This is a genomic window from Candidatus Polarisedimenticolia bacterium (assembly GCA_036001465.1).
Taxonomy (GTDB): Bacteria; Acidobacteriota; Polarisedimenticolia; order Gp22-AA2; family Gp22-AA2; genus Gp22-AA3.
In genome coordinates this window covers 67,125-88,499 of sequence record DASYUH010000041.1, presented here as the reverse complement: position 1 = coordinate 88,499, position 21,375 = coordinate 67,125, and the positions used below count along the sequence as shown (strand labels likewise).

Sequence of the window (21,375 nt, the reverse complement as noted above, 5' to 3'; positions counted from 1 at the left end):
GTCCATGGGCTGTGTCGAGGTGAATGCGGTGGGCACATTCGTACTCAGGATCATCCTGGTCATCCTTTCCGTCCTGTTCGGCAGTCAGGTCCGGCCCATCACCCTGTCCCCTCTCGATCTGACCGGCCTGGTCATCGGGGCCGGCGTGGCCGGCCTGATCCTGGCGCTCGAGTATTTCCTGCGTGGACTGGAGATGAACTCCCTGCTGGGCGGGCTTGCCGGCCTGCTCATCGGCGGTGCGGCGGCGGGGGTCGTGGTCGCGCTTCTGCCTCTCGACCTCTTCGCCCCGGCGCCGCCGCTGGCGATCAAGGGGTTCGTGTTCCTGGTGTTCGGATACACCGGCATGGCGATCGGGGCGGCGCGCGGCGAGAGCTTCACCCTGTCCAGCCTGCGCGCGGCCTGGGCCGAGGGGGGCCAGAAGCAGAACTACAAGATTCTCGACACCAGCGTCATCATCGACGGCCGGATCGCCGACGTCTGCGAAACCGGGTTCCTGGACGGGACCCTGGTCGCGCCGCAGTTCGTCCTCAGGGAGCTGCAGTACATCGCCGACTCCCAGGACTCGCTCAAGCGCAACCGCGGGCGGAAGGGGCTCGACATCCTGCAACGCATCAAGAAGGGCCCGGACGTGAAGGTCGTCATCTCCGAAGCCGATTTCCCCGACATCAAGGATGTCGACATGAAGCTGATCGAGCTGGCCAAGCAGCTCGGTGGCAAGATCATCACCAATGACTTCAACCTCAACAAGGTCGCCGAATTGCGCGGCGTCCAGGTGCTGAACATCAATTCGCTCGCCAACTCCCTGAAGCCGGTCGTCCTTCCCGGAGAGGCGATGAAGGTGTTCATCCTGAAGGAGGGGAAGGAGCCGAACCAGGGCGTGGGCTACCTGGACGACGGCACCATGGTGGTGGTGGACAACGCCAAGCGTCACATCGGCAGGAACATCGAAATCACGGTGACCTCGGTCCTGCAGACGACCGCCGGGAAGATGTTCTTCGGCAAGTCGGAGGCCGGCGACGAGGCGACCCCCATCGAGCACCGCCCGCGGAGGACCGGCGCTTGATGCGGGCGGCCTCCCTCCCGCTGCTCCTCGTGCTGACGGCGGGGCCGGCGCCGCTCGCCGGCGAGCCTGCCGCCACGACGCCGCACGGATACATCATCATGCCGTTCGAGAACTCGTCGGAGGATCGCTCGCTGGAATGGCTGTCCTCGGGGCTGGCGCACACCCTGGGAGAGTATCTGCTCGGGTTCGGCCAGAGGGTCATGGACGACGAGGATCGGTCGGTCCTCCTGGAGGGAAGCGGCATCCCCGAGGGGGCCCCCCTGGCCCTCGCGAGCGCCCTCGAGCTGGGACGCAAGACCGTGGCGCGACCGGCGGGGGTGAGAATCGACCGGCTCGTCCTGGGCCGTTTCAACGTCGACAACGGCGACATCACCCTGGCCGCGCGCTCGATCGATATCCGGAAGGAAAAGGCGCGCCCCTGGCTGTCGCGCACGGGCCGCCTCAAGGACCTGCTCGCCGTGCATCGCAACCTGGCCCTGGCGCTGGCGAAGGACGAGAACCTGGAGGTCTCCGAGGGCCGTGCCGAGCTTCTGCGCAAGCAGTCGGAGGACGCTCCCCTGCTCGCGTTCGACACCTACAGCCGGGCCATGGCCGAGAGCGACTCGAAGAAACGCCTGCAGCTCCTGCGCAGGGCCCTGCAGCAGTTCCCTGGCTATCCGAAGGCGGCCTATCAGGCCGGGTCCCTCCTCGCCCGCGAAGAGCGCTGGGAGGAGGCGGCCTCGGTCCTGGCACAGGCCTCCTCGGACCCTTTCCCGTACGAGTCCGACTTCCACCTGCTTGCGGCCCTGGTAGCCTTGAAGCGCAAGGACCCCCAAGGGGCGGTGGCGGAGGCGAAGCGCGCCCTCGCGATGGGTGACACGGCGCGCGGGCACCTGCTGCTCGGCAGGGCCCTGCAGGCGACCGGCGACGCCGCGGGAGCGCAGGCCGAGATGGGCAAGGCGCAGTCGTCCGATCCGACCGGCGCCGACCTCGACGACCTGCGCCGGGTGCTCGACGAAGGGAAGAACCCCCGGAGGAGTCCTTGAGCCCGCCGTCCGACCTCGAGATCGCCCGCCAGGCCAAGCTGCAGCGAATCGAGAGCATCGCGGAATCGCTCGGCATCCTGCCCGACGAGCTGGAGCCGTACGGCCGCTACAAGGCCAAGATTTCGCTGTCGGCCCTCGAGCGCCTGAAGTCCCGGCCCACCGGGCGCTACATCTGCGTCACCGGGATCAATCCGACGCCCCTCGGCGAGGGCAAGACGGTGGTCACCATCGGCCTCGCCCAGGCGCTCCGGCGTCTCGGGCGTCGCGCCCTCAGCACCCTGCGGCAGCCGTCGATGGGCCCGGTCTTCGGGATCAAGGGGGGTGCGACCGGTGGCGGTTATTCGCAGGTCGTGCCGATGGAGGAGATCAACCTGCACTTCACGGGCGATTTCCACGCCGTGGCCGCAGCCCACAATCTCCTGGCCGCCCTGATCGACAATCATCTGCACCACGGCAACCGGCTCGGCCTCGCTCCGGAGGCGATTCTCTGGCGCCGCAGCCTCGATCTCAACGATCGGGCCCTGCGCCGCATCCGCGTCGGGCTGGGCGGCGGCGCCAACGGCGTGGAGCGCGAGAGTGGCTACGACATCACCGCCGCGTCCGAGGTCATGGCGATCCTGTCCCTCTCCAAGGATCCGCGCGACCTGAAGGAGCGCCTGGCGCGGATCCTGATCGGGGTGGACAGCGAGGGAAACGGTGTGAGCGCGGGGGCGCTCGGGGCGCAGGGTTCGATGGCGGCCATTCTCAAGGACGCGATCAAGCCCAATCTGGTTCAGAACCTCGAGGGCGGGGGGACCCTGATCCACTGCGGACCCTTCGCCAACGTGGCCCACGGCAATAACTCCGTCCTGGCCGACCTGATGGCCCTGAAGCTCGCCGACTTCGTCGTCACGGAGAGCGGCTTCGGCTCCGAGATGGGGGCCGAGAAGCTGTTCGACATCAAGTGTCCGGCGGCCGGTCTCGTCCCCTCGGCCGCGGTCATCGTCTGCTCGGTGCGCGCCCTCAAGCTGCACGGCGGCGTGACGATCAGCGGCAGGAACACCTCGTCCCTGAGCCGGCCGGACCCGGCCGCGGTGGGCCGCGGCTGCGAGAACCTGCGCAAGCACATCGAGAACGTGCGCACCTTCGGGCTGCCCGCCGTCGTCGCCGTGAACCGGTTCGACAGCGACACCCAGGCCGAGATCGACGAAGTGCTGGGGCGGGCGCGTGCCTCGGGCGCCTTCGCAGCCGTGCCCGCGACCGTCTGGGCACACGGCGGCGAGGGGGGCCTCGAGCTGGCGCAGGCGGTGATCAAGGCCGCCGAATCGGGCGGTCGATTCCGTCGCCTCTACACGCCCGAGATGTCGATCGAGGAGAAGATCGAGACGATTGCACGGACGATCTACGGCGCCTCCGGAGTCACGTACACCGACAAGGCGAAGGACCGGATCGAGTTCTGCCGGCGACAGGGGCTGGGCCACGTCCCGATCTGCATGGCCAAGACCCCCCTGTCCCTCTCGCACGATCCGACGCTCAAGGGGAGGCCCGAGGGCTTCGTGCTGCCGGTCACCGATGTCCGCGCCTCGGCCGGCGCGGGATACGTCTACCCTCTCATCGGCAGCATCATGACCATGCCGGGGCTGCCGACAGTGCCGGCCGCCATGCAGATCGATCTGGACGATCAGGGACAGGTGACGGGGCTCTCCTGAGGCCCCTGGGGGGCCTTGACGACCCATGCGTTTGGTGGTATTAACTGACCAGGTGCGAGTTCCATCAGAAGGGGGTGGCGCGTGAATAGAGTAGCGCGTTCAGCTGTGGTACTCCTGGCCGCCGTCGTCGCAGCGGCCATGCTTCCCGGCGGCCAGGCGGGCGCCGATGAAGAGAAGGTCGTGGTCTCGCGCCCGGGAACCGTCTTCCACAAGGCAGGAAGCTCCGATATTCGCGGGCGTGGAGTCGAGAAGGGCCTGGATGCGGCCATGGCGGCGGGTTACCAGCCCTGCCGCATCTGTTACGCGAAAGAGGCCGCAGCTTCCCGGCTGGTCGGTGCGTCAACGGGCACGGCGGCAGTCATCGGCACCGCAGGGAACGCCAATGGCCATCCCGCCCCCGCATCAGCCCAGCCGCAGGGGCTGCAGGTCGGTACCCTCTTCGGCTACAAGTCCCTGGAGGGTGAAGTGAGGGATCCCTACGAAGACCTTCGCACCATCAGGACTCCGTCCAAGGAGCAGGGCGCGTACGGGGAGGACAGCTACTACCCGCGCAAGGGCCCCTACTGAGACCCTGAAAACTTCGTTCTGTGATTCGGAAGGGGCCTGCTCCGGCAGACCCTTTTTTTCGCCCGTGGCGGGCCGGAATGAGCGCTTCGATCAGGTCCGCAGGCGGCGGGTGTAACGCGCCACCAGGAACGCGTCGTACGTGCTGATAAACCAGGACAGCGCCGTCACGAACAGGATTCCCATCCCCACCTTGATCGCCTTGCTCAGCAGGATCTGCTGCGGCTCGATGTCCGCCAGGATGCGGAAGAACGGCGAGAGCCGGTACAGGACCACCAGGTAGGCCTGCAGGAAGAAGGAAAACAGGAAGAAGACCGCCTTCCCGAGCTGGCCATTGAGCAGCTGGCCCCATCCGGGGACGCAGAGGGATGCCAGCCCCGAGACGAGCGGCCGATGCAGCCCGTCGAACCGCCCGCCGCGTGCCTCCGCCCCCCGGTAGGCCTGCGCGACGTTGTAGATCAGGAAGAAGATCACGCAGAAGTCGATGGACGAGGCGTACAGCATCAGCTCCCACTCGCTCACGAAGAAGAGGTGCGCGAACGTCTTGATCCGCTCCCAGGTCATGTAGAGCAGGTAGTGGAATGCCAGGATCATCAGCTCGCACAGCAGGAACAGGGCCGCCAGCCTGCCGTCGCCGTTGTAGAGCTGCCCCAGCCCCCAGACGAACAGCGACAGAGTCGACGCAGCCGCCGGGCTCTTGCGGGACCGGCCCCGGACCGCGACTGGTCGATCGGCCATCGTCTCCTCGACCGCTTCGGATCGTTCGGCCGCACGCGTGGCCTTGCTGGCGGCAACGGCGCGCGGTCCGCCCCCCTTCCCCTTTCCGGAGGGCTTGAGGATGTCCTCTTCTGTGATCACGAAGACTTCGTCCTGGTTGATCATCTCTCTCTTCCCTCCGGCGTCCCCGGACGAATCATATGCACAGACCTAACGTGGTCCGTCCGGTGGAGCGGTGCAACCCCTGGAGATCGAGCAAGGGACGTACCAGAACGTGTCCACTATCCAGGATTCTCCTAAGTGCCTATGACAATGAAGTTTACGACGCGCGAAGAGGGGAAGCGTCGAATCTTCCGGCGCAGGCAGGCGGGCGGCCGTGGCAAAAACAGTAAGGATGATTGCGATCCCGTAACCGAGGTTCCTAGCTCAGCCGTGTGTCCGGCCGACGAGGCCCGCCAGGGCGCGGAGGTCGGCGACCAGCGCCGCGAATTGATCGGGAAGAATGGCCTGGGGTCCGTCCGACAGCGCCCTGGCCGGGTCGTCGTGGACCTCGACCATGACCCCGTCGGCCCCCACCGCGATGGCGGCCCGCGCCAGAGGCACGACCTTGTCCCGCCGTCCCGTCCCATGGCTCGGATCGACCAGGATCGGCAGGTGGCTGAGATGCTTCACGGACGGGACGATGGCCAGATCCAGGGTGTTGCGCGAATGATCGGCGAACGTGCGGACGCCGCGCTCGCAGAGGAACACCTGGTAATTCCCTTCCGACACGATGTATTCGGCCGCCATCAGGAACTCGTCCAGCGTGGCCGACAGCCCGCGCTTCAGGAAGACCGGGAGCTTCGATTTGCCGGCGCGCTTCAGGAGCGAGAAATTCTGCATGTTGCGCGCCCCGATCTGCACCGCGTCGGCGTAGTCCTCCACCATCGCCATCGAGTCCTCGTCGACCGCCTCGGTGACGATCGGCAGGCCCGTCTCCTGCCGCACCCGGGCCAGGATCTTCAGTCCTTCGAGACCGAGCCCCTGGAACGAATACGGTGAGGTACGCGGCTTGAAGGCGCCCGCCCGGAACAGGTCCGCTCCGGCCGAGGCCACCTGACGGGCGATCGCAAGCGTTCTCTCCTCGGTCTCGACCGCGCAGGGGCCGGCGATGATCGTCAGGCGCGGGCCGCCGACCGGCCGGCCGCCGACCTGGATGACACTGCCTGAGGCCTTGACCTCCCGGCTCACGAGCTTGTACGGCTTGGTGACCCGGATGGCCTGTTGAACCCCGGACAGGATCTCGAACTCGGCGGGATCGAGGGGCCCATGGTTCCCCGTGATCCCGATGGCGGTGCGCTCGGCGCCCGGAATGGGATGGGCGCGCAGCCCGAGCGACTGGATCCGGTCGATCACACCCCGGATCTGCTCCTCGGTCGCCAGCGATTCCATGACGATCAGCATGCAATACCTCACCTGGAAAGTGCCGGATGATACGCCGCCCGGCCCCTCCACCGCAACCGGAAGTAGTCTGTTCAGTTGACAATAGCGCGCACCGACCCGTATACTCTCGCCTTCTCATGGCAACCCACGAAGCGCCCGACGCGGCGCCTCTATGGGCTTTCAGGTGAAGGCGCGTAGCTCAGGGGGAGAGCGCTACCTTGACACGGTAGAAGTCAGCGGTTCAAATCCGCTCGCGCCTACCATTCCCGCCTCCGATCACGATACCCTCTGCCCGGACGGCTCCAGGTGACGGACGGGACGCCGCGGTTGAAAGGACTGAGCACTTTGGAGACGTTCGAGGTCGTCATGCCGGACGGCGCGGTCCGCGCATTTCCGCGCGGCACGACGCTCTCCACCATCGCCGAGTCGGTCGACCCGACCCTGGCGAGGCGCGCCATCGCGGTGGTTGTGGACGGTGTCGAGAAGGACATCTATGGACCGCTGGATCGGGGCGGCCGGGTCGAGTTCATCACCCCGGACTCCCCTCGCGCGCTCCAGGTCTACCGTCACACGACGTCGCACCTCCTGGCGAATGCGGTCAAGGACCTGTTCCCGGAGGTCAAGATCGGCATCGGCCCGGCCACCGAGGAGGGGTTCTTCTACGATTTCGAGCGCGGGGAGCCGTTCACCCCGGAGGACCTCGAGCGGATCGAGGCCCGCATGCGCGAGATCAAGGGGAAGGACTTCCCGATCCGGCGCATCGAGCAGCCCAAGGAGGAGGCGCTCGCCTACTTCCGCCGGCTCGGCGACAACCTGAAGGTCGAGCTGATCGCCGAGAAGGGGGGCCCGATCGTCTCCTGCTACCGCCAGAACGATTTCATGGATTTCTGCACCGGTCCCCACCTGCCCTCGACAGGCCGGATCGGCGCGTTCAAGCTCCTGTCGGTGGCCGGCGCCTACTGGAAGGGCTCCGAGGACAACCAGCAGCTGCAACGTATCTACGGGACCGCCTTCCCGACCGAGGAGCAGCTCGAAATTTACCTAAAGACCCTCGAAGAGGCGAAGAAGCGCGACCATCGCAAGCTGGGGCCGGCGCTCGATTTGTTCAGCGTCGAGGAGACCGCGGGGCCCGGGCTCATCTTCTGGCATCCGAACGGGACCATCGTGCGCCAGGTGATGGAGGACTTCTGGAAGGAGGAGCACCGCCGGTCCGGCTACCAGCTCGTCACCACGCCCCACATCGCGCGCGACGAGCTCTGGCGGCAGTCCGGGCACCTCGAGTTCTACAAGGACAACATGTACACCTTCGAGATCGAGAAGGCGGGCTACGTCATCAAGCCGATGAACTGCCCGGGCCACTCCCTGATCTACAAGTCGCGCCTCCGGTCCTACCGCGAGCTGCCGATCCGCTACGCCGAGCTGGGCACCGTCTACCGCTACGAGCGATCCGGCGTGCTGCACGGCATGATGCGGGTGCGCGGCTTCACCCAGGACGACGCCCACATCTACTGCACCCGCGACCAGATCCTCGACGAGATCAAGGGGGTCCTCGACCTGGTCATCACGTTTTTGAAGACCTTCGGCTACGATCGCTACGAAGTCGACCTGTCAGTGCGCGATCCGGCGCACGCGGAGAAGTACGCCGGCGACGACGACGGCTGGACGATGGCGGAGGACGCCCTGGTGAAGGCGCTCCAGTCGCGCGGCCTGACCTACACGCGCCGGGAGGGGGAGGCGGTCTTTTACGGGCCGAAAATCGACGTGCGGATGTTCGACGCGATCGGCCGGCCCTGGCAGGGGCCGACGGTGCAGTTCGATTTCAACCTGCCGCAGAGGCTCGGGATCCAGTACGTCGCGCCGGACGGCTCTCAGACGCCGGTCGTCATGGTGCACCGGGCGATCTACGGGTCCCTCGAGCGCTTCGTGGGTGGGCTGGTCGAGCACTATGCAGGCGCCTTCCCCGTCTGGCTGGCGCCGGTGCAGGCGGTTGTCATGCCGATCACCGACCGCATCCGGGAGTACGCCCGCGAGGCGCAGGCGATGCTTCTCACGGCCGGGCTGCGCTGCGACCTCGACGACCGGAGCGAGAAGATCGGGGCCAAGATCCGGGACGCCCAGCTGAAGAAGATCCCCTTCATGCTGGTCGCCGGCGACCGCGAGGCGCAGGCGCGCACCGTGTCGGTGCGCAGCCGCAGGGAGGGTGACCTCGGACCGATGGGCCTCGAGGCCATCCGCGACAGGATCGTCCAAATGAACGCCGGTCGGGTCGCGGGGCCCTAGGCTCCGGGAGCCCCGGGAGACGTCGACACACACGTTGCCCCTCGTGGACGGGGGCGGGAGGTAAGACGCCATCGACAAGAAGCTAAGGGTCAACGAGAAGATTCGGGCCCGCGAGATCCGCGTCATCGGGCAGGACGGAGCGCAGCTCGGGATCATGTCCCCGGAGCAGGCCCTGCGCTCGGCGCAAGAGAGCGGGCTGGATCTGGTGGAGGTTTCTCCCGACGCCGTTCCGCCGGTCTGCCGCATCCTCGACTACGGCAAGTACCGCTACCAGCTCAACAAGAAGGCCCAGGAGGCGAAGAAGAAGCAGAAGGTCATCCAGGTCAAGGAGGTGAAGTTCCGCCCCAAGACCGACGAGCACGACTACGAGTTCAAGCGCAACAACATCATCCGCTTCCTCTCCAAGGGGAAGAAGGTGAAGGCCACCGTGATCTTTCGCGGCCGGGAGAACATGCACCGGGACATCGGCTACAGGATTCTCGGCCGGCTCAAAGGAGAAATCACCGAGTACGGCGTGGTGGAGACCGAGCCGCGCCAGGAAGGGCCGTTCCTCGACATGATCCTGGCGCCGAAGAAATGGTCCGGTCAGGGGCCGGCCCCCGCCGCATCAGGCGGCCAGGCGGACAAGGCCGCGCCCACACGCCGCGGACCTTAGGAGACGTTCGATGCCGAAAATGAAGACCAAGAAGTCCGCCGCCAAGCGGTTTCGCGTGTCGGCGACCGGAGTCGTGAAGCGCAGCCGCGCCTTCAAGCGCCACATCCTGACGTCCAAGACCACCAAGAGGAAGCGGCACCTCGACATGGAAACCTCAGTCAGCAAGGCGGACTCGCGACGGATGCGCGATATGCTTCCGTACGGCCGCCCTTAGGAGACAGCTCCCGTGCCACGAGTCAAGAGAGGAACCAAGAGACGCCATCGACGCAAGAAGATGCTCAAGCTGGCGAAGGGGTACTACACCGGCAAGAGCAAGCTCTACCGCGCGGCCAAGGAGGCGATCGAGAAATCGCTGGGATACGCCTACCGGGATCGCCGGGCCAAGAAGCGCGATTTCCGGAGCCTGTGGATCATCCGGATCAACGCGGCCGCGCGCCAGAACGAGCTGTCCTACAGCCGCATGATGTCCGGGCTGGCCAAGGCGGGAGTGACCCTGGATAGAAAGATGCTCGCGGAGCTGGCGGTGAGCGATCCGGCCGCCTTCTCCGCCCTGGCGCAGACCGCCAAGACCGCGCTCGGAACGGCCTGAAACGGACGGCCTTCCCATCCATGACGGGCGCCGCATGCCCCGGTGCCCGGCGAGGGGTCCCGCGTGCACAGCCGCGTCCAGGAGATCCGGCAGCGATTCGATCGGGATGTGGCCGGGGCCAGGGACGCCGCGGCGCTGGACGAAGTGCGCACCCGCTATCTGGGGAGACGCGCCGGCCTCCTGACCGCCCTCCTGCGCGATCTCCGCGACGCTCCCCCCGCGGAGCGGGCCGCCCTCGGCAAGGCGGTCAACGAGCTCAAGGCGCATGTCGAAGCGGGACTCGAGTCCGCCCGGGGCAGCGTCGCGACGGCCGGCACGGGGGCCGAGCCGATCGATCTGACCCTCCCGGGGCGGGCCCAGCGTCCCGGCGCGGCGCACCCGATCACCCAGGTGCGCGCCCTGATCGAGGAGATATTCCTTGAGATGGGGTACACGCTCGAGACCGGCCCCGAGGTCGAGACCGACTTCTACAATTTCGAGGCCCTGAACATCCCGCCGCACCACCCCGCGCGCGACATGCAGGACACGTTCTACGTGGAGGGCGGGCTCCTGCTGCGCACCCACACCTCCCCGGTCCAGATCCGCACGATGCAGAAGCGGCGCCCCCCGATCAAGATGGTGGCGCTCGGCAAGGTGTTCCGGCGCGACTCGGACGTCACGCACTCCCCCGTCTTCCATCAGGTCGAGGGCCTCGTGGTCGGCGAGGGGATCGCCTTCGCGCATCTCAAGGGAACGCTCGAGCACTTCTGCCGCCGGGTGTTCGGGCGGGAGCTGAAGCTGCGGCTGCGCCCCTCGTACTTCCCGTTCGTCGAGCCCGGCGCCGAATACGACATCTCCTGCATTTTCTGCGGCGGCTCGGGCTGCGGCCGGTGCAAGGGGACGGGCTTCATCGAGATGGGAGGCGCCGGCATGGTGCACCCGGCCGTGTTCGAGAAGGTGGGGTACGACCCGGAGCGTTACACCGGCTTCGCCTTCGGGCTCGGCATCGAGCGCATCGCCATGCTGAAGCACGGCATCGACGACATCCGGCTTCTGTACGAGAACGACGTGAGGTTCCTGCAGCAGTTCCCCGGATGATCACGGGGCGCGGGGAGAGATTGTGAGATTCAGCCATGCCTGGCTGTCGTCGTACCTCGGCACCGCCGAAGAACCGGCGAAGGTCGGCGAGCGCCTGACCGACGCCGGGATACCCCTCGACGGCATCGAGCGGCGCGGTGACGACAGCCTGTACGACTTCGACATCTTCACCAACCGGCCCGACTGCATGAACCACCTCGGCCTGGCGCGGGAGTATGCCGCCCTCACCGGGACGGCCCTCCGCCCTCCCGCGGCCCCCATCCCTCCTGGCGGCAGGCCGACCCGGGACTCCGCCTCGGTCACGATCGAGGCGCCCGATCTGTGCGCCCGCTATGCCGCCCGCTGCGTCCTGGGCGTGCGCGTCGGCCCTTCCCCCGACTGGCTCCGCCGCAGGCTGGAGGCGATCGGACAGCGATCGATCAACAACGTGGTGGACGCGACCAATTTCGTCCTGTGGGAGCTCGGACACCCTCTTCATCCCTTCGATCTCGATCGTCTCGACGGACGAGCCATCGTGGTGCGGCGGGCGCGCGCCGGCGAGACGCTGCGCACCCTCGACGGGATCGATCGCCTTTTGACCCCCGAAATGCTGGTGATCGCCGACGCGTCGAAGCCGGTGGCCCTGGCGGGGATCATGGGGGGCGAGGCGAGCGAGATCGGGGAGCGCACCGTCAACGTCCTTCTGGAGAGCGCCTGGTTCGAGCCGGTCCCGGTGCGCCGCGCGGCGCGTGCCCTCGGCCTGCGCACCGATGCGTCGCACCGCTTCGAGCGCGGCGCCGATCTCGAGGGGGTCGTCCCGGCGCTGGACCGCGCCGCGCACCTCATCCAGCAGGTCGCCGGCGGAAGCGTCACCGCGCCGCCGCTGGACGTGTGCCCGAGGCCGCACGGGGATCGCATCGTACGATTCCGTCCCTCCCGAGCCCGGAGCCTTCTCGGTTTCGCGCTCGAGGATGATTTCATGCGACTGGCCCTGAGCCGCCTGGGCTTCGTGGTCGAGAACAGCAAGGACGAGGCCTGGAGCGTCGCCGTTCCTTCGTTCCGCCGGGACGTCGAGCGCGAGGTCGACCTGATCGAGGAGGTCGCTCGGCTGCGCGGGTACGGCGCCATTCCTGCGGCGCTGCCGCTCCTTCCGGGAACGGAGGACCGCCGCAGCCCTGCCGACAGGACGAACCTCACGGCCTGCCGGGCGATGCAATCCGCGGGTTTCAGCGAGGCGGTCAACTACGCGATGGTCGGGCAGGACGACTGCCTGGAGTTCGCGGACGATCCTGGCCGGCCGCTGGCGCTGACCAACCCGCTGCAGTCGAACGCCTCCTTCCTGCGCACCAGCCTGCTGCCGGGGCTCCTGCGAAATACCGCCCACAACCTGAATCACGGGATCCCCTCCATTCACCTGTTCGAGACCGGCACGGTGTTCCTGCCCGCCTCCCCGCTGCCGCGGGAGCGACGGCGTCTGGGATTCGTCCTGGCCGGGCGCGGAGTACCGACCCACTGGAGCCTGCCGCGCCGCTTCGTCGACCTGTACGATGCCCGGGGCGCGGTCGAGATCGTCGCTGACCTGGCGGGAGTTTCCCCTCTGGCCTTTTCTTCGGATAGAATCCCCTTTCTGGAGGCGGGGCGCGCGCTGCGCGTGGCTGGAGGCGCGCGGCCTCTGGGGTGGGTCGGCGAGATTCGGCGACCGGTCCTGGCACGCCACGGTATCGAAGTGCAGGTGTTCGGCGGGGAGATCGACCTGGACGATCTCGCGGCGGGTGGCGGGCGCGTGCGCACCTACCGGCCGCTGCCGAAGTACCCCGCGGCACGGCGGGACCTGGCGATCGTCGCCGCCCCGGGGACCACGTTCGCGGCGATCGAAGGGGCGGTGCGCCGTGCGAGCCGCCTGCCGATCGCCGAGGTGCAGGTGTTCGACGTCTATCGGGGGCCGGGAGTCCCCGCCGGGTGCACCAGCCTGGCGGTCCAGATCGTGTTCCAGCACCCGGAACGGACCCTGACGGCGGAGGAAGTGCAGGAGAGCGTCGAGTCGATCACGGCCACCCTGGGTCGCGAGCTGGGAGCGAGGCTGCGCGGCATGGAGACACCATGAACCCGAACCGGACGGGACGGGCGGAGGTGAGGATGGAATCGAAGCGCGTCGTGGTGGATCTCCAGCAGCTCGATCTGCTGGAGAGCAAGATCGTCAAGGCCACCGAGCTCATCCGCGCCCTGCGCAAGGAAAGGGACCAGGCGCAGACCAGGGTGAAGGACCTCGAAAAATCGCTGGCCGCCGCCCAGGCGCAGATCGCCGCCTCGGAGAAAGGCAAGGACGATCTGCGCGAGCTCGCGGAGCAGGTCGATGTCCTGCGCGAGGAGCGCCAGGCCATCCGTGGCCGGGTCAGCCAGATGCTGGAGATGATGAGCGCCCTGGAGGATGGTGGAGGCGAGGCGAGGCGGGATCACTAGGCGCCGGCAGGAGGCACGCCCATGGAACGGACCGACAGCCATCTGGTGCAGGTGGAGATCTACGGGCAGTCCTACAATCTCCGCGGGGAGGGCGCGTCCGGCTACATCCAGGACTTGGCCTCGTACGTCGATCGCAAGATGCGCGAGGTCAGTGACGCCACCGCGACCGTGGACTCGCTCAAGGTCGCGATCCTGGCGGCCCTGAACATCGCCGACGAATCGCGGCGCGGCCGCGGCCCGGACCCGGCCGTCATGAAGGGCGGGCCGGATCGCGTGGCGCGCCTGATCGACATGCTCGAGCGAAGTTTCGCGGAAGCGTGACCCGGCAAGGCCCGGGCGGGTCTTGACGCGCAGGAATCGCGGGCGTAGCATGCGGTCGCCCTGCGCGGTGCGTGTTGGAGAGGTACTTTTGAGCCAACACTATTTGAACGGGACCCCAGGTCCGTTCGCGGTGAGCGCCCTCCTCGGCGGGGGTGCCTGAAGCGGACGGCAGGGGTTCCACGGTGGATCACCGGGTTCAAATAGTCTCCCTCCTCACGGCCAAGCGGGGCATTCTCGTGTTGTGAGCCCGCGCAGGTTCCGGCCCCGCCCCGTCCCGACCGGTCCCCCTTTCGCCCGTTGCGAACGCCCGAAGGGAAACGCGCATGACGTACGTCCTGATCGCTCTCCTGGTACTGGGGCTCGCCGCCGCGGCCTTGGTGGCCTTGCGGGTCACGGTCCGCCGACTGCGCGCGGACGCCGAGCGGCGCGCCGCCGATCTGCTGGCCGACGTCGACCGGCGCGCCCAGACACGCCTCAGGGAGGCCGAGCTGGAGGCCGCGGAGAAGACGAGCGCCGCCGAGTCGAGCTTCGAGACCCAGGCGCGCAAGAAGCGCGAGGAGCTGCAGAGACTGGATGAGCGGCTCAAGGAGCAGGAGCGTAACCTCGAGCGCAAGCTCCTGCTCCTCGGACAGAAGCAGCAGGAGCTGGACGAGCGTGAGGCCGGGACGCGCCAGAAGGAGGAGCGTCTGGCCGCCGCCGAGAAGGAGGTCCAGGCGCTGCTTCTGGATCGCCGGCAGAAGCTGGAACGAATCGCCGGCCTCACGGCGCACGACGCCCGCAGGGAGATCCTGAAGGACATCGAAGCGGAGGCGCGGCAGGAGGCGGCCAATCTGGTCCGGCGCATCGAAGAGGACGCCCAGTCCGACGCCAATGCCCGCGCCCGGCGGATCGTGGCGGAGGCCATCCAGCGCCTGCCGACCGCGGACCTGGTCGACGGCGTCGTGACGGCGGTCCGGCTGCCGAGCGACGACATGAAAGGCCGGATCATCGGTCGCGAGGGGCGCAACATCCGCGCCATCGAGATGGCCACCGGAGTGGACGTGATCGTGGACGAGACGCCGCAATCGATCGTCCTGTCGAGCTTCGACCCATTCCGCCGCGCCGTGGCCCGGGTGGCCATCGAAAAGCTCATCGAGGACGGGCGCATCCACCCGGCGCGCATCGAGGAGGTGGTGGCCCGGGCGCGCGCCGAGATGGAGGAGGGCCTGCAGGCCCTCGGCGAGGGGGCGGCGTTCGAGCTGGGGATCACGGCGCTGCCCGAGCGCCTGCTGCGCCTGCTCGGCAGGCTCAAGTACCGCGTCGTCCTCGGCTACAACCTTCTCGATCACTCGATCGGCGTCGCCCGGCTGTCGACGCAGATGGCCTCGCTCCTCGGCGTCCTCCCGGACGTGCCGAAACGGGCCGGCCTCCTCCACGAGATCGGCCAGGTGGAGGAGAGCCGCGCCGACGTGCACCCCATCCTGGTGAGCGCCGACCTGGCCGCCCGGTTCGGGGAGGACCCCCGCGTGGTGCAGGCGATCCGGGCCCTCCACGGATCGGGCGCCGATCCGTCGATCGACGCCGCCATCCTGAGGGCGGCCGAGCGGGCCGTCGTCGCCCGTCCGGGCGAGAAGGACACCGGCCTGCAGGGGTTCATGGAGCGGATGCGGAGCCTGGAGGCGATCGCCTCGTCCTTCGACGGCGTCAGCCGCGCGTTCGTGATGCGATCCGGCAAGGAGGTGCGGGTCCTGGTCGAGGCCGGCACGGTCACGGACAGCGACGTGATCACGCTCTCGAAGGAGATCACCGCCCGCATCCAGAAAGAAGTGGAGTATCCCGGTTCCGTGAAGATCAGCGTCATTCGCGAGACCCGCGCGGTCGACTACGCGACCTGAGGCCTGAGGGCGATGCGCATGGCCATCATCGGAGACGTCAACGGCCGAGCCGGGAGGCAGGTCCTCGCCGCCGAGTTGCCGCGCCTGATCACCCGGCGACGCATCGACTACGTCGTGGCCAACGTCGAGAATGCCGCCGACGGGTTCGGGATCACGCCGGATCTCTGCGAGGAGATTCTCGCCGCGGGGGTCGATTGCATGACCTCCGGCAACCACATCTGGGACAAGTCCGAGATCCTCGAGTACCTCCCGGTGCAGCCGAAGCTTCTGCGGCCGCTCAACTATCCGGAAGGGGCGCCCGGGGCGGGCCTGCACCTCGGGGAGACCCCGGGTGGTGTACCGGTCGCGGTCATCAACCTGATGGGACGCGTGTTCATGCCGCCGTGCGACGACCCGTTCCCCTGCGTCGATCGGGCCCTCGCGGGCCTGAACGGCAGGGCGCGCATCGTCCTCGTCGACATGCACGCCGAGGCCACCTCCGAGAAACAGGCGATGGGGCACCATCTGGACGGACGCGCCACCGCCGTGGTCGGCACCCACACCCACGTGCAGACGGCCGATGAAGCGGTCCTGACCGGAGGCACCGCCTACATCACCGATCTCGGGATGACCGGGCCGTACGAGTCGATCATCGGCATCGAGAAGGGGCTGGCGCTGCGAAAGTTCCTGACCGGCATGCCGGTGCGATTCACCACGGCGAAGCGCGATCCGCGCCTGTGCGGCGTGCTGGTGGAGGCGGACCCGGCGACGGGCCGGGCCCTGTCGATCGAGCGTTTCCAGGTGCGGCCCGGATCGGGAGAGACGAGGCAGGACGATGCGCAACCTGTTTGATCCGCCCGACAAGCCGGGACCCGGGAGCGGCGCCGCAGCGGGCCGGCCGAGAGAGGAACGCCGCATCCTGACGGTCTCCGAGCTGAACCTCCTGACGCAGGAGATGCTCGAGGACGCCTTCTCCTGCGTGTGGGTGGAGGGCGAGATCAGCAACCTCCGCCGCTACCCTTCCGGTCACACGTACTTCACCCTGAAGGACGCCGACGCCCAGGTCGCCGCCGTCCTGTTCCGCGGCGCGTCCCAGTCCCTGCCGTTCCGGCCGGAGGATGGGCTCAAGATCCTGGCGCGCGGGACGATCAGCCTGTACGTTCCGCGCGGCACCTTTCAGATCATCGTGGACGCCATGGAGCCGGCCGGGCTGGGGGCGCTGCAGCTCGCCTTCGAGCAGCTCAAGGCGCGACTCCTCGAGGAAGGGCTGTTCGACGCCTCGCGGAAGCGGCCGCTGCCCGTCCTCCCCCGCCGGATCGGCATCGTGTCCTCTCCCGCCGGGGCGGCGCTGCGGGACATCCTCAAGGTGCTGTCGCGGCGTTTCGCCAACGTGGAGGTCGTGATCGCCCCGTCCCGCGTCCAGGGGGACGGGGCGTCGGCCGAGATTGTCGAGGCGATCCGGAGCCTCAACCGCCTCGGCGGGATCGACGTGATCATCCTGGCGCGCGGCGGCGGATCGCTGGAAGACCTCTGGCCATTCAACGAAGAGCGGGTCGCCCGGGCGATCGCCGCATCGGAGATCCCGGTCATCTCGGGCATCGGGCACGAGGTGGACGTCACCATCGCGGACCTGGTCGCCGACCTGCGCGCCCCGACCCCGTCGGCGGCCGCCGAGATGGTGGTCCGCTCCAAGCAGGATCTCCTGGAGCGCATCGGCGCGCTCCGCTCCCGCCTCCTCTCCGCGGCCCGGCTCCTGGTGGCCCGGGGTCGGCAGGACCTGGACGCGACCGGAGCCGCCCGGGCCGGGAGGGCGGTCGCCGACCTGCTGCGCGACCGGACGCTCGAACTCGACGATTTGACCGAGCGGCTGCGCGCGGGCCTCGAGCGCCGCACCACCGGCGCGAGGCACCGGCTGGCGCTCCTGGGCGAGCGGATGACGCCGGCCCGCCTCGCCGAGCGGCTCCTGCGCCGGAGCGCGGCCAGCCAGGGCCTCGCGCGCCTCCTGCGGACCTCGATCGCGGCCCGGATGCAACGCGCGCGGAACCAGGCCTCCGGCTATGCCGAGAGACTCCAGGCCCTCTCCCCGCTCGCGGTCCTGTCGCGCGGCTACACCGTGTGCCGCCTGGAGCCGGACGGCACGATACTGAAGGACAGCGCCGCGGTGCGCACCGGCGACGCGGTCCGGGTCTTGCTCCATCGCGGCAGCCTGGGGTGCGCGGTGACGGAGGTTTCCGCACATGGCGAAGTCCAAGTCAAGCGCTAGGCCGCCGGGATTCGAAGAGGCTCTGGCGCGCCTGGAGACAATCGTCAAGGGGCTCGAAGACGGCGACCTGCCGCTCGAGGAATCACTCCGGCTGTTCGAGGAAGGGGTGTCCCTCACCCGCCTGTGCGCCGCCCGCCTGGAGGAGGCGCAGAAGCGGATCGATCTCCTGACGCGGAACGACCAGGGGCTGCCGAAGCTGATCCCGTTCGATGCTCCCCCCGGCGAGGACGAGGACGGTCCCGGGGCACCATGAGGCTGCCCGCCAGGGTGCAGAGAGACCGCCGGCTGGTCGACGCGACGCTCCGGAGATTCCTGCCGCGTCCCGGGAGCGTGCCGGTGACGGTGCGGCGCGCCATGGCCTACTCCCTCTTCCCGGGGGGCAAGCGGCTGCGGCCGATCCTGGCGATCGCCGCCTGCCGGGCGCTCGGCGGACGGGTGCCGGACGTCCTGCCCATGGGCGCCGCGATCGAGATGATCCACACCTACTCGCTGATCCACGACGATCTGCCCGCGCTCGACAATGACGACCTGCGCCGCGGCCGCGCCACCAGCCACCGGGTATTCGGCGAGGCGATGGCGATCCTCGCGGGCGACGCCCTGCTGACCCACGCCTTCCAGGTCGCCGCCAGCCATCCTGCGGACGGACGTCTGGCGGCCCGCAAGGTGCGGGCCATGGCTCTCCTGGCGCGGGCGGCGGGGGTCACCGGGATGATCGGCGGCCAGGTCATGGACCTGGAGGCCGAGGGGCGCCCGTACTCCTTCACCGCGCTCGTGCGCATCCATCGGGGCAAGACCGGGGCCCTCATCAGCGCCGCGGTGCAGATCGGTGGCATCATGGCCGGCGGCGGGGCGGACGACGTGCGGGCCCTCTCCGGCTACGGCGATCACATCGGCCTGGCGTTCCAGATCATCGACGACATTCTCGATCGGGAGGGAAGCACCAATCGGCTGGGCAAGACGACAGGCAAGGACGCCCGCGCCCGAAAGGCGACCTACCCGGCGCTGCTCGGCACCGAGGCGTCCCGCCTCAAGGCCCGGGACGCCGCCCGCCGCGCCGAGACGGCGATCGCGAGGCTCGGACGTCGGGGCCGGCCCCTGGCCGCCCTGGCCCGTTTCATCGTCGATCGCGTGAGCTAGGAGGCTCCCAGATGATGGCGCGGCAGGGCGCGGGGCCCCGGGAGCGTCTCGACCGGCTTCTGGTCGCGCGCGGACTGGCTCCGAGCCGCGAGCGCGCCCAGGCCTTGATCATGGCCGGGGCGGTGCGCGTGGACGGCCGCCCCTCCGGAAAACCGGGGTCCCTCGTGGGCCCCGAGGCGCGGCTGGAGCTGGAGGGTGTGGACCATCCGTTCGTGGGCCGCGGAGGGGTCAAGCTGGACGGGGCCCTGACGGCACTGCGGGTCGAGGTCACTGGACGGACGGCGCTCGACATCGGCGCGTCGACCGGCGGGTTCACCGATTGCCTCCTGAAGCGCGGCGCGGCGCGGGTGTTCGCGCTCGACGTGGGGCGAGGTCTCCTCGACTGGTCGCTGCGCCGGGATCCCCGGGTGGTCCTGGTGGAGGGGAGGAACGCGCGTTATCTTCTGCCGGGCGACCTGCCGGGGCCGGTGGAACTGGCCGTGGCCGACGTGAGCTTCATCTCGCTCCGTCTCGTCCTGGCGCCGCTGCCGGCGGTCCTCGTCCCCGGCGCCGACGTGGTAGCTCTGGTCAAGCCGCAGTTCGAGGTGGGCAAGGGCGAGGTGGGAAAAGGAGGGATCGTGCGCGACCCCGGGAAGCACCTGAGCGCCCTGCGATCGGTCGTCTCCTCCGCCTCCTCCGTGGGATTCGGCGTGCGCGGCGCCTGCCCGTCCCCCATCACGGGGGCGGAGGGGAACCGCGAGTTCTTCCTGCAGCTCTCGCTGTCTCCCTCCGGGTGCGTGGGCAGGGACGCGCTCGAACGCCTCCTCGTGGAGGTCGTCCATGGCGGCTGAGACGCGGCCGCACAGGATCACGAGCGTCACCATCGTCGCGAAGCTCCGGGCGCCGGAGGCGCGGGGGGCGGCGCGGCGTTGCGCGCGGTTTCTCGACCGGCGCGGCATCGCGGTCAGCTTCGATCCGGAGACGGCCCGGGTCCTCGGCCGCCGCAAGGACGCGCGCGCGCTCGGAGGAGCCTTGGCGCCCGCCGATCTGTGCGTCGTGATCGGCGGCGACGGCACCCTTCTCATGGCGGCCCGCGCCCTCGCGTCCCGCCCGCGCCCGATCCTCGGCGTCAACCTGGGCGGCCTGGGCTTCCTGACCGAGACCGGCCCCGACGAGATGGAGAAGGTGCTTGCGGACATCCTCGCCGGGCGCTACGAGCTCGACCGCCGCATCGGCCTGGAGGTCAACGTGGTGCGCGGGGGGCGGACCATCATGCGCCGGTCGACCCTCAACGACGCGGTGATCAACAAGAGCGCCCTGGCGCGCATCATCGAAATCGACCTGTCGATCGACCGCGAGCCGGTGACCACCTACAAGTCGGACGGCCTCATCATCTCGACCCCCACCGGCTCGACCGCCTACTCGCTGTCGGCGGGCGGGCCGATCGTCCACCCCAACCTCGAGGCCTTCCTTATCACGCCAATCTGCCCCCACACCCTGAGCCTCAGGCCGCTGGTCGTGCCGGACCGCTCGATCGCCGAGCTGTCCCTGCGCGCCGGCGACTCGGAGGTGTACCTGACGCTCGACGGTCAGGTCGGCCATCCGTTGAAGAAGAAGGACCGGGTCAGGGTGAGGCGGAGCCGCCAGCCGATTCTGATGGTCCGCTCGCCGCGGCGATCGTACTTCGAAGTCCTGAGGCAGAAGCTCCACTGGGGAGAGCGCTAATTGGACCCCGGCTCAGCGCTTCCTGGACTCGGGCGTGGCGGCGGCAAGCGGGGGCGGATTCGTCAGGAGCACGCCCGCGCCGTAGCGGGCGATCATGGCCTGGTCGACCTCCTTCCCCGACTTCTTCTGGTTCACCAGCTCCTGGACGTACAGCTTCATGTCGCGCGAGCCCGGGGTCCTGGTGCAGGTGCAGACGTTGAGGGGATCGTTGCACGAGCAGATGCAGCGGTAGCGCTCGGCGACGATGCTGGCTTCCGGCGAAAGGCGGACCGGCAGGGGCGCCGCGATCGGCGTGCCCCCCAGAGGGGTCCCGGTGGCGGCGGTCCCCGGCTCCTGGCCGGCTGCCGGCTCGCCGGCGACGGGGGCGGGCTCCGCGACCGGGGGGGTCGAGTGGCTCCGGCGATACAGGGCGAAGGACACCAGACCGATCAGGATGACCGCCCCGGCCACGGCCACGAGGCTGATCAGGCGCGGCTGCCCCGGGGGCGGAGCCCCTTCATCTCCCCGATCGCCCCCCTCCGATCCCTCCATCCCATCCTCCGGCCCGGCAGCCTGACAAGGCGTCGCATTATAGTGGA

The 21,375-nt window shown here is 68.8% G+C and carries 22 protein-coding genes, 1 tRNA gene and 1 other RNA gene; 21 read left to right on the top strand and 3 right to left on the bottom strand.

Translation table 11 applies throughout. The annotated features are described in order from the left end of the window. Window positions 1–28: 28 nt before the first annotated feature. The 4 genes from VGV60_08845 to VGV60_08830 all read left to right on the top strand — a co-directional run bounded on the left by VGV60_08845 (window position 29) and on the right by VGV60_08830 (window position 4,343). Window positions 29–1,063, top strand: coding sequence for a PIN domain-containing protein (locus tag VGV60_08845; protein HEV8701363.1), 1,035 nt, complete (start codon window positions 29–31; stop codon window positions 1,061–1,063). Then, a complete protein-coding gene (locus VGV60_08840; protein HEV8701362.1) occupies window positions 1,063–2,088 on the top strand; it encodes a hypothetical protein in 1,026 nt (341 codons plus the stop codon). The genes VGV60_08845 and VGV60_08840 overlap by 1 nt, the downstream gene beginning before the upstream one ends. After that, the gene (locus tag VGV60_08835) at window positions 2,085–3,776 is read left to right on the top strand and encodes a formate--tetrahydrofolate ligase (protein HEV8701361.1); all 1,692 of its coding nucleotides are present in this window, start codon (window positions 2,085–2,087) and stop codon (window positions 3,774–3,776) included. The genes VGV60_08840 and VGV60_08835 overlap by 4 nt, the downstream gene beginning before the upstream one ends. Before the next feature lie 105 nt (window positions 3,777–3,881). Beyond that, window positions 3,882–4,343 (top strand): hypothetical protein, encoded by a 462-nt coding sequence (locus VGV60_08830; protein HEV8701360.1) that lies wholly within the window; start codon window positions 3,882–3,884, stop codon window positions 4,341–4,343. A gap of 90 nt (window positions 4,344–4,433) precedes the next feature. Here the strand turns inward: VGV60_08830 and VGV60_08825 are convergent, their stop codons facing one another. Continuing rightward, entirely contained in the window at window positions 4,434–5,222 is a 789-nt protein-coding gene (locus VGV60_08825; GenBank protein ID HEV8701359.1) for a hypothetical protein, read from the bottom strand. A gap of 261 nt (window positions 5,223–5,483) precedes the next feature. Then, window positions 5,484–6,500, bottom strand: a complete 1,017-nt coding sequence (gene aroF, locus VGV60_08820; GenBank protein ID HEV8701358.1) for a 3-deoxy-7-phosphoheptulonate synthase — start codon at window positions 6,498–6,500, stop codon at window positions 5,484–5,486. Window positions 6,501–6,667: 167 nt separating this feature from the next. Between aroF and VGV60_08815 the strand changes: the two genes are divergently transcribed. The 17 genes from VGV60_08815 (at window position 6,668) to VGV60_08735 (ending at window position 20,797) form a co-directional block, all read left to right on the top strand. Continuing rightward, window positions 6,668–6,742, top strand: a tRNA-Val gene (locus VGV60_08815). Window positions 6,743–6,806: 64 nt separating this feature from the next. Further along, window positions 6,807–8,759: a threonine--tRNA ligase gene (gene thrS / locus VGV60_08810; GenBank protein ID HEV8701357.1), complete on the top strand. Its 1,953-nt coding sequence runs from the start codon at window positions 6,807–6,809 to the stop codon at window positions 8,757–8,759. 70 nt (window positions 8,760–8,829) lie between these two features. After that, the gene (gene infC / locus VGV60_08805; protein ID HEV8701356.1) at window positions 8,830–9,414 is read left to right on the top strand and encodes a translation initiation factor IF-3; all 585 of its coding nucleotides are present in this window, start codon (window positions 8,830–8,832) and stop codon (window positions 9,412–9,414) included. A gap of 10 nt (window positions 9,415–9,424) precedes the next feature. After that, window positions 9,425–9,628 carry a 50S ribosomal protein L35 gene (gene rpmI, locus VGV60_08800; GenBank protein ID HEV8701355.1) on the top strand — a complete coding sequence of 68 codons (204 nt, stop codon included), beginning with the start codon at window positions 9,425–9,427 and terminating at the stop codon, window positions 9,626–9,628. A 12-nt stretch (window positions 9,629–9,640) separates the two neighbouring features. After that, window positions 9,641–10,003 (top strand): 50S ribosomal protein L20, encoded by a 363-nt coding sequence (gene rplT / locus VGV60_08795; protein HEV8701354.1) that lies wholly within the window; start codon window positions 9,641–9,643, stop codon window positions 10,001–10,003. A gap of 63 nt (window positions 10,004–10,066) precedes the next feature. After that, entirely contained in the window at window positions 10,067–11,080 is a 1,014-nt protein-coding gene (pheS, locus tag VGV60_08790; GenBank protein HEV8701353.1) for a phenylalanine--tRNA ligase subunit alpha, read from the top strand. A 22-nt stretch (window positions 11,081–11,102) separates the two neighbouring features. Next, window positions 11,103–13,163 (top strand): phenylalanine--tRNA ligase subunit beta, encoded by a 2,061-nt coding sequence (pheT, locus tag VGV60_08785; GenBank protein ID HEV8701352.1) that lies wholly within the window; start codon window positions 11,103–11,105, stop codon window positions 13,161–13,163. A gap of 32 nt (window positions 13,164–13,195) precedes the next feature. Continuing rightward, window positions 13,196–13,519 (top strand): hypothetical protein, encoded by a 324-nt coding sequence (locus tag VGV60_08780; GenBank protein ID HEV8701351.1) that lies wholly within the window; start codon window positions 13,196–13,198, stop codon window positions 13,517–13,519. 21 nt (window positions 13,520–13,540) lie between these two features. Beyond that, a complete protein-coding gene (locus tag VGV60_08775; GenBank protein ID HEV8701350.1) occupies window positions 13,541–13,840 on the top strand; it encodes a cell division protein ZapA in 300 nt (99 codons plus the stop codon). 54 nt (window positions 13,841–13,894) lie between these two features. Beyond that, window positions 13,895–14,074, top strand: a non-coding RNA gene (gene ssrS, locus VGV60_08770) — 6S RNA. 89 nt (window positions 14,075–14,163) lie between these two features. After that, entirely contained in the window at window positions 14,164–15,714 is a 1,551-nt protein-coding gene (gene rny / locus VGV60_08765) for a ribonuclease Y (protein HEV8701349.1), read from the top strand. Window positions 15,715–15,732: 18 nt separating this feature from the next. After that, window positions 15,733–16,545 carry a TIGR00282 family metallophosphoesterase gene (locus tag VGV60_08760; protein HEV8701348.1) on the top strand — a complete coding sequence of 271 codons (813 nt, stop codon included), beginning with the start codon at window positions 15,733–15,735 and terminating at the stop codon, window positions 16,543–16,545. Next, a complete protein-coding gene (xseA, locus tag VGV60_08755) occupies window positions 16,529–17,956 on the top strand; it encodes an exodeoxyribonuclease VII large subunit (protein HEV8701347.1) in 1,428 nt (475 codons plus the stop codon). The genes VGV60_08760 and xseA overlap by 17 nt, the downstream gene beginning before the upstream one ends. Further along, the gene (gene xseB / locus VGV60_08750; GenBank protein ID HEV8701346.1) at window positions 17,931–18,209 is read left to right on the top strand and encodes an exodeoxyribonuclease VII small subunit; all 279 of its coding nucleotides are present in this window, start codon (window positions 17,931–17,933) and stop codon (window positions 18,207–18,209) included. Before xseA ends, xseB begins: the two co-directional genes overlap by 26 nt. Continuing rightward, the gene (locus tag VGV60_08745) at window positions 18,206–19,093 is read left to right on the top strand and encodes a farnesyl diphosphate synthase (protein HEV8701345.1); all 888 of its coding nucleotides are present in this window, start codon (window positions 18,206–18,208) and stop codon (window positions 19,091–19,093) included. The genes xseB and VGV60_08745 overlap by 4 nt, the downstream gene beginning before the upstream one ends. Window positions 19,094–19,104: 11 nt before the next feature. Beyond that, window positions 19,105–19,923, top strand: coding sequence for a TlyA family RNA methyltransferase (locus VGV60_08740; protein HEV8701344.1), 819 nt, complete (start codon window positions 19,105–19,107; stop codon window positions 19,921–19,923). Then, the gene (locus tag VGV60_08735) at window positions 19,913–20,797 is read left to right on the top strand and encodes an NAD(+)/NADH kinase (GenBank protein HEV8701343.1); all 885 of its coding nucleotides are present in this window, start codon (window positions 19,913–19,915) and stop codon (window positions 20,795–20,797) included. The genes VGV60_08740 and VGV60_08735 overlap by 11 nt, the downstream gene beginning before the upstream one ends. A 12-nt stretch (window positions 20,798–20,809) precedes the next feature. On the opposite strand, the gene VGV60_08730 is transcribed toward VGV60_08735, so the two are convergent. Further along, window positions 20,810–21,328 (bottom strand): cytochrome c-type biogenesis protein CcmH, encoded by a 519-nt coding sequence (locus tag VGV60_08730; protein ID HEV8701342.1) that lies wholly within the window; start codon window positions 21,326–21,328, stop codon window positions 20,810–20,812. Between the last annotated feature and the right edge of the window lie 47 nt (window positions 21,329–21,375).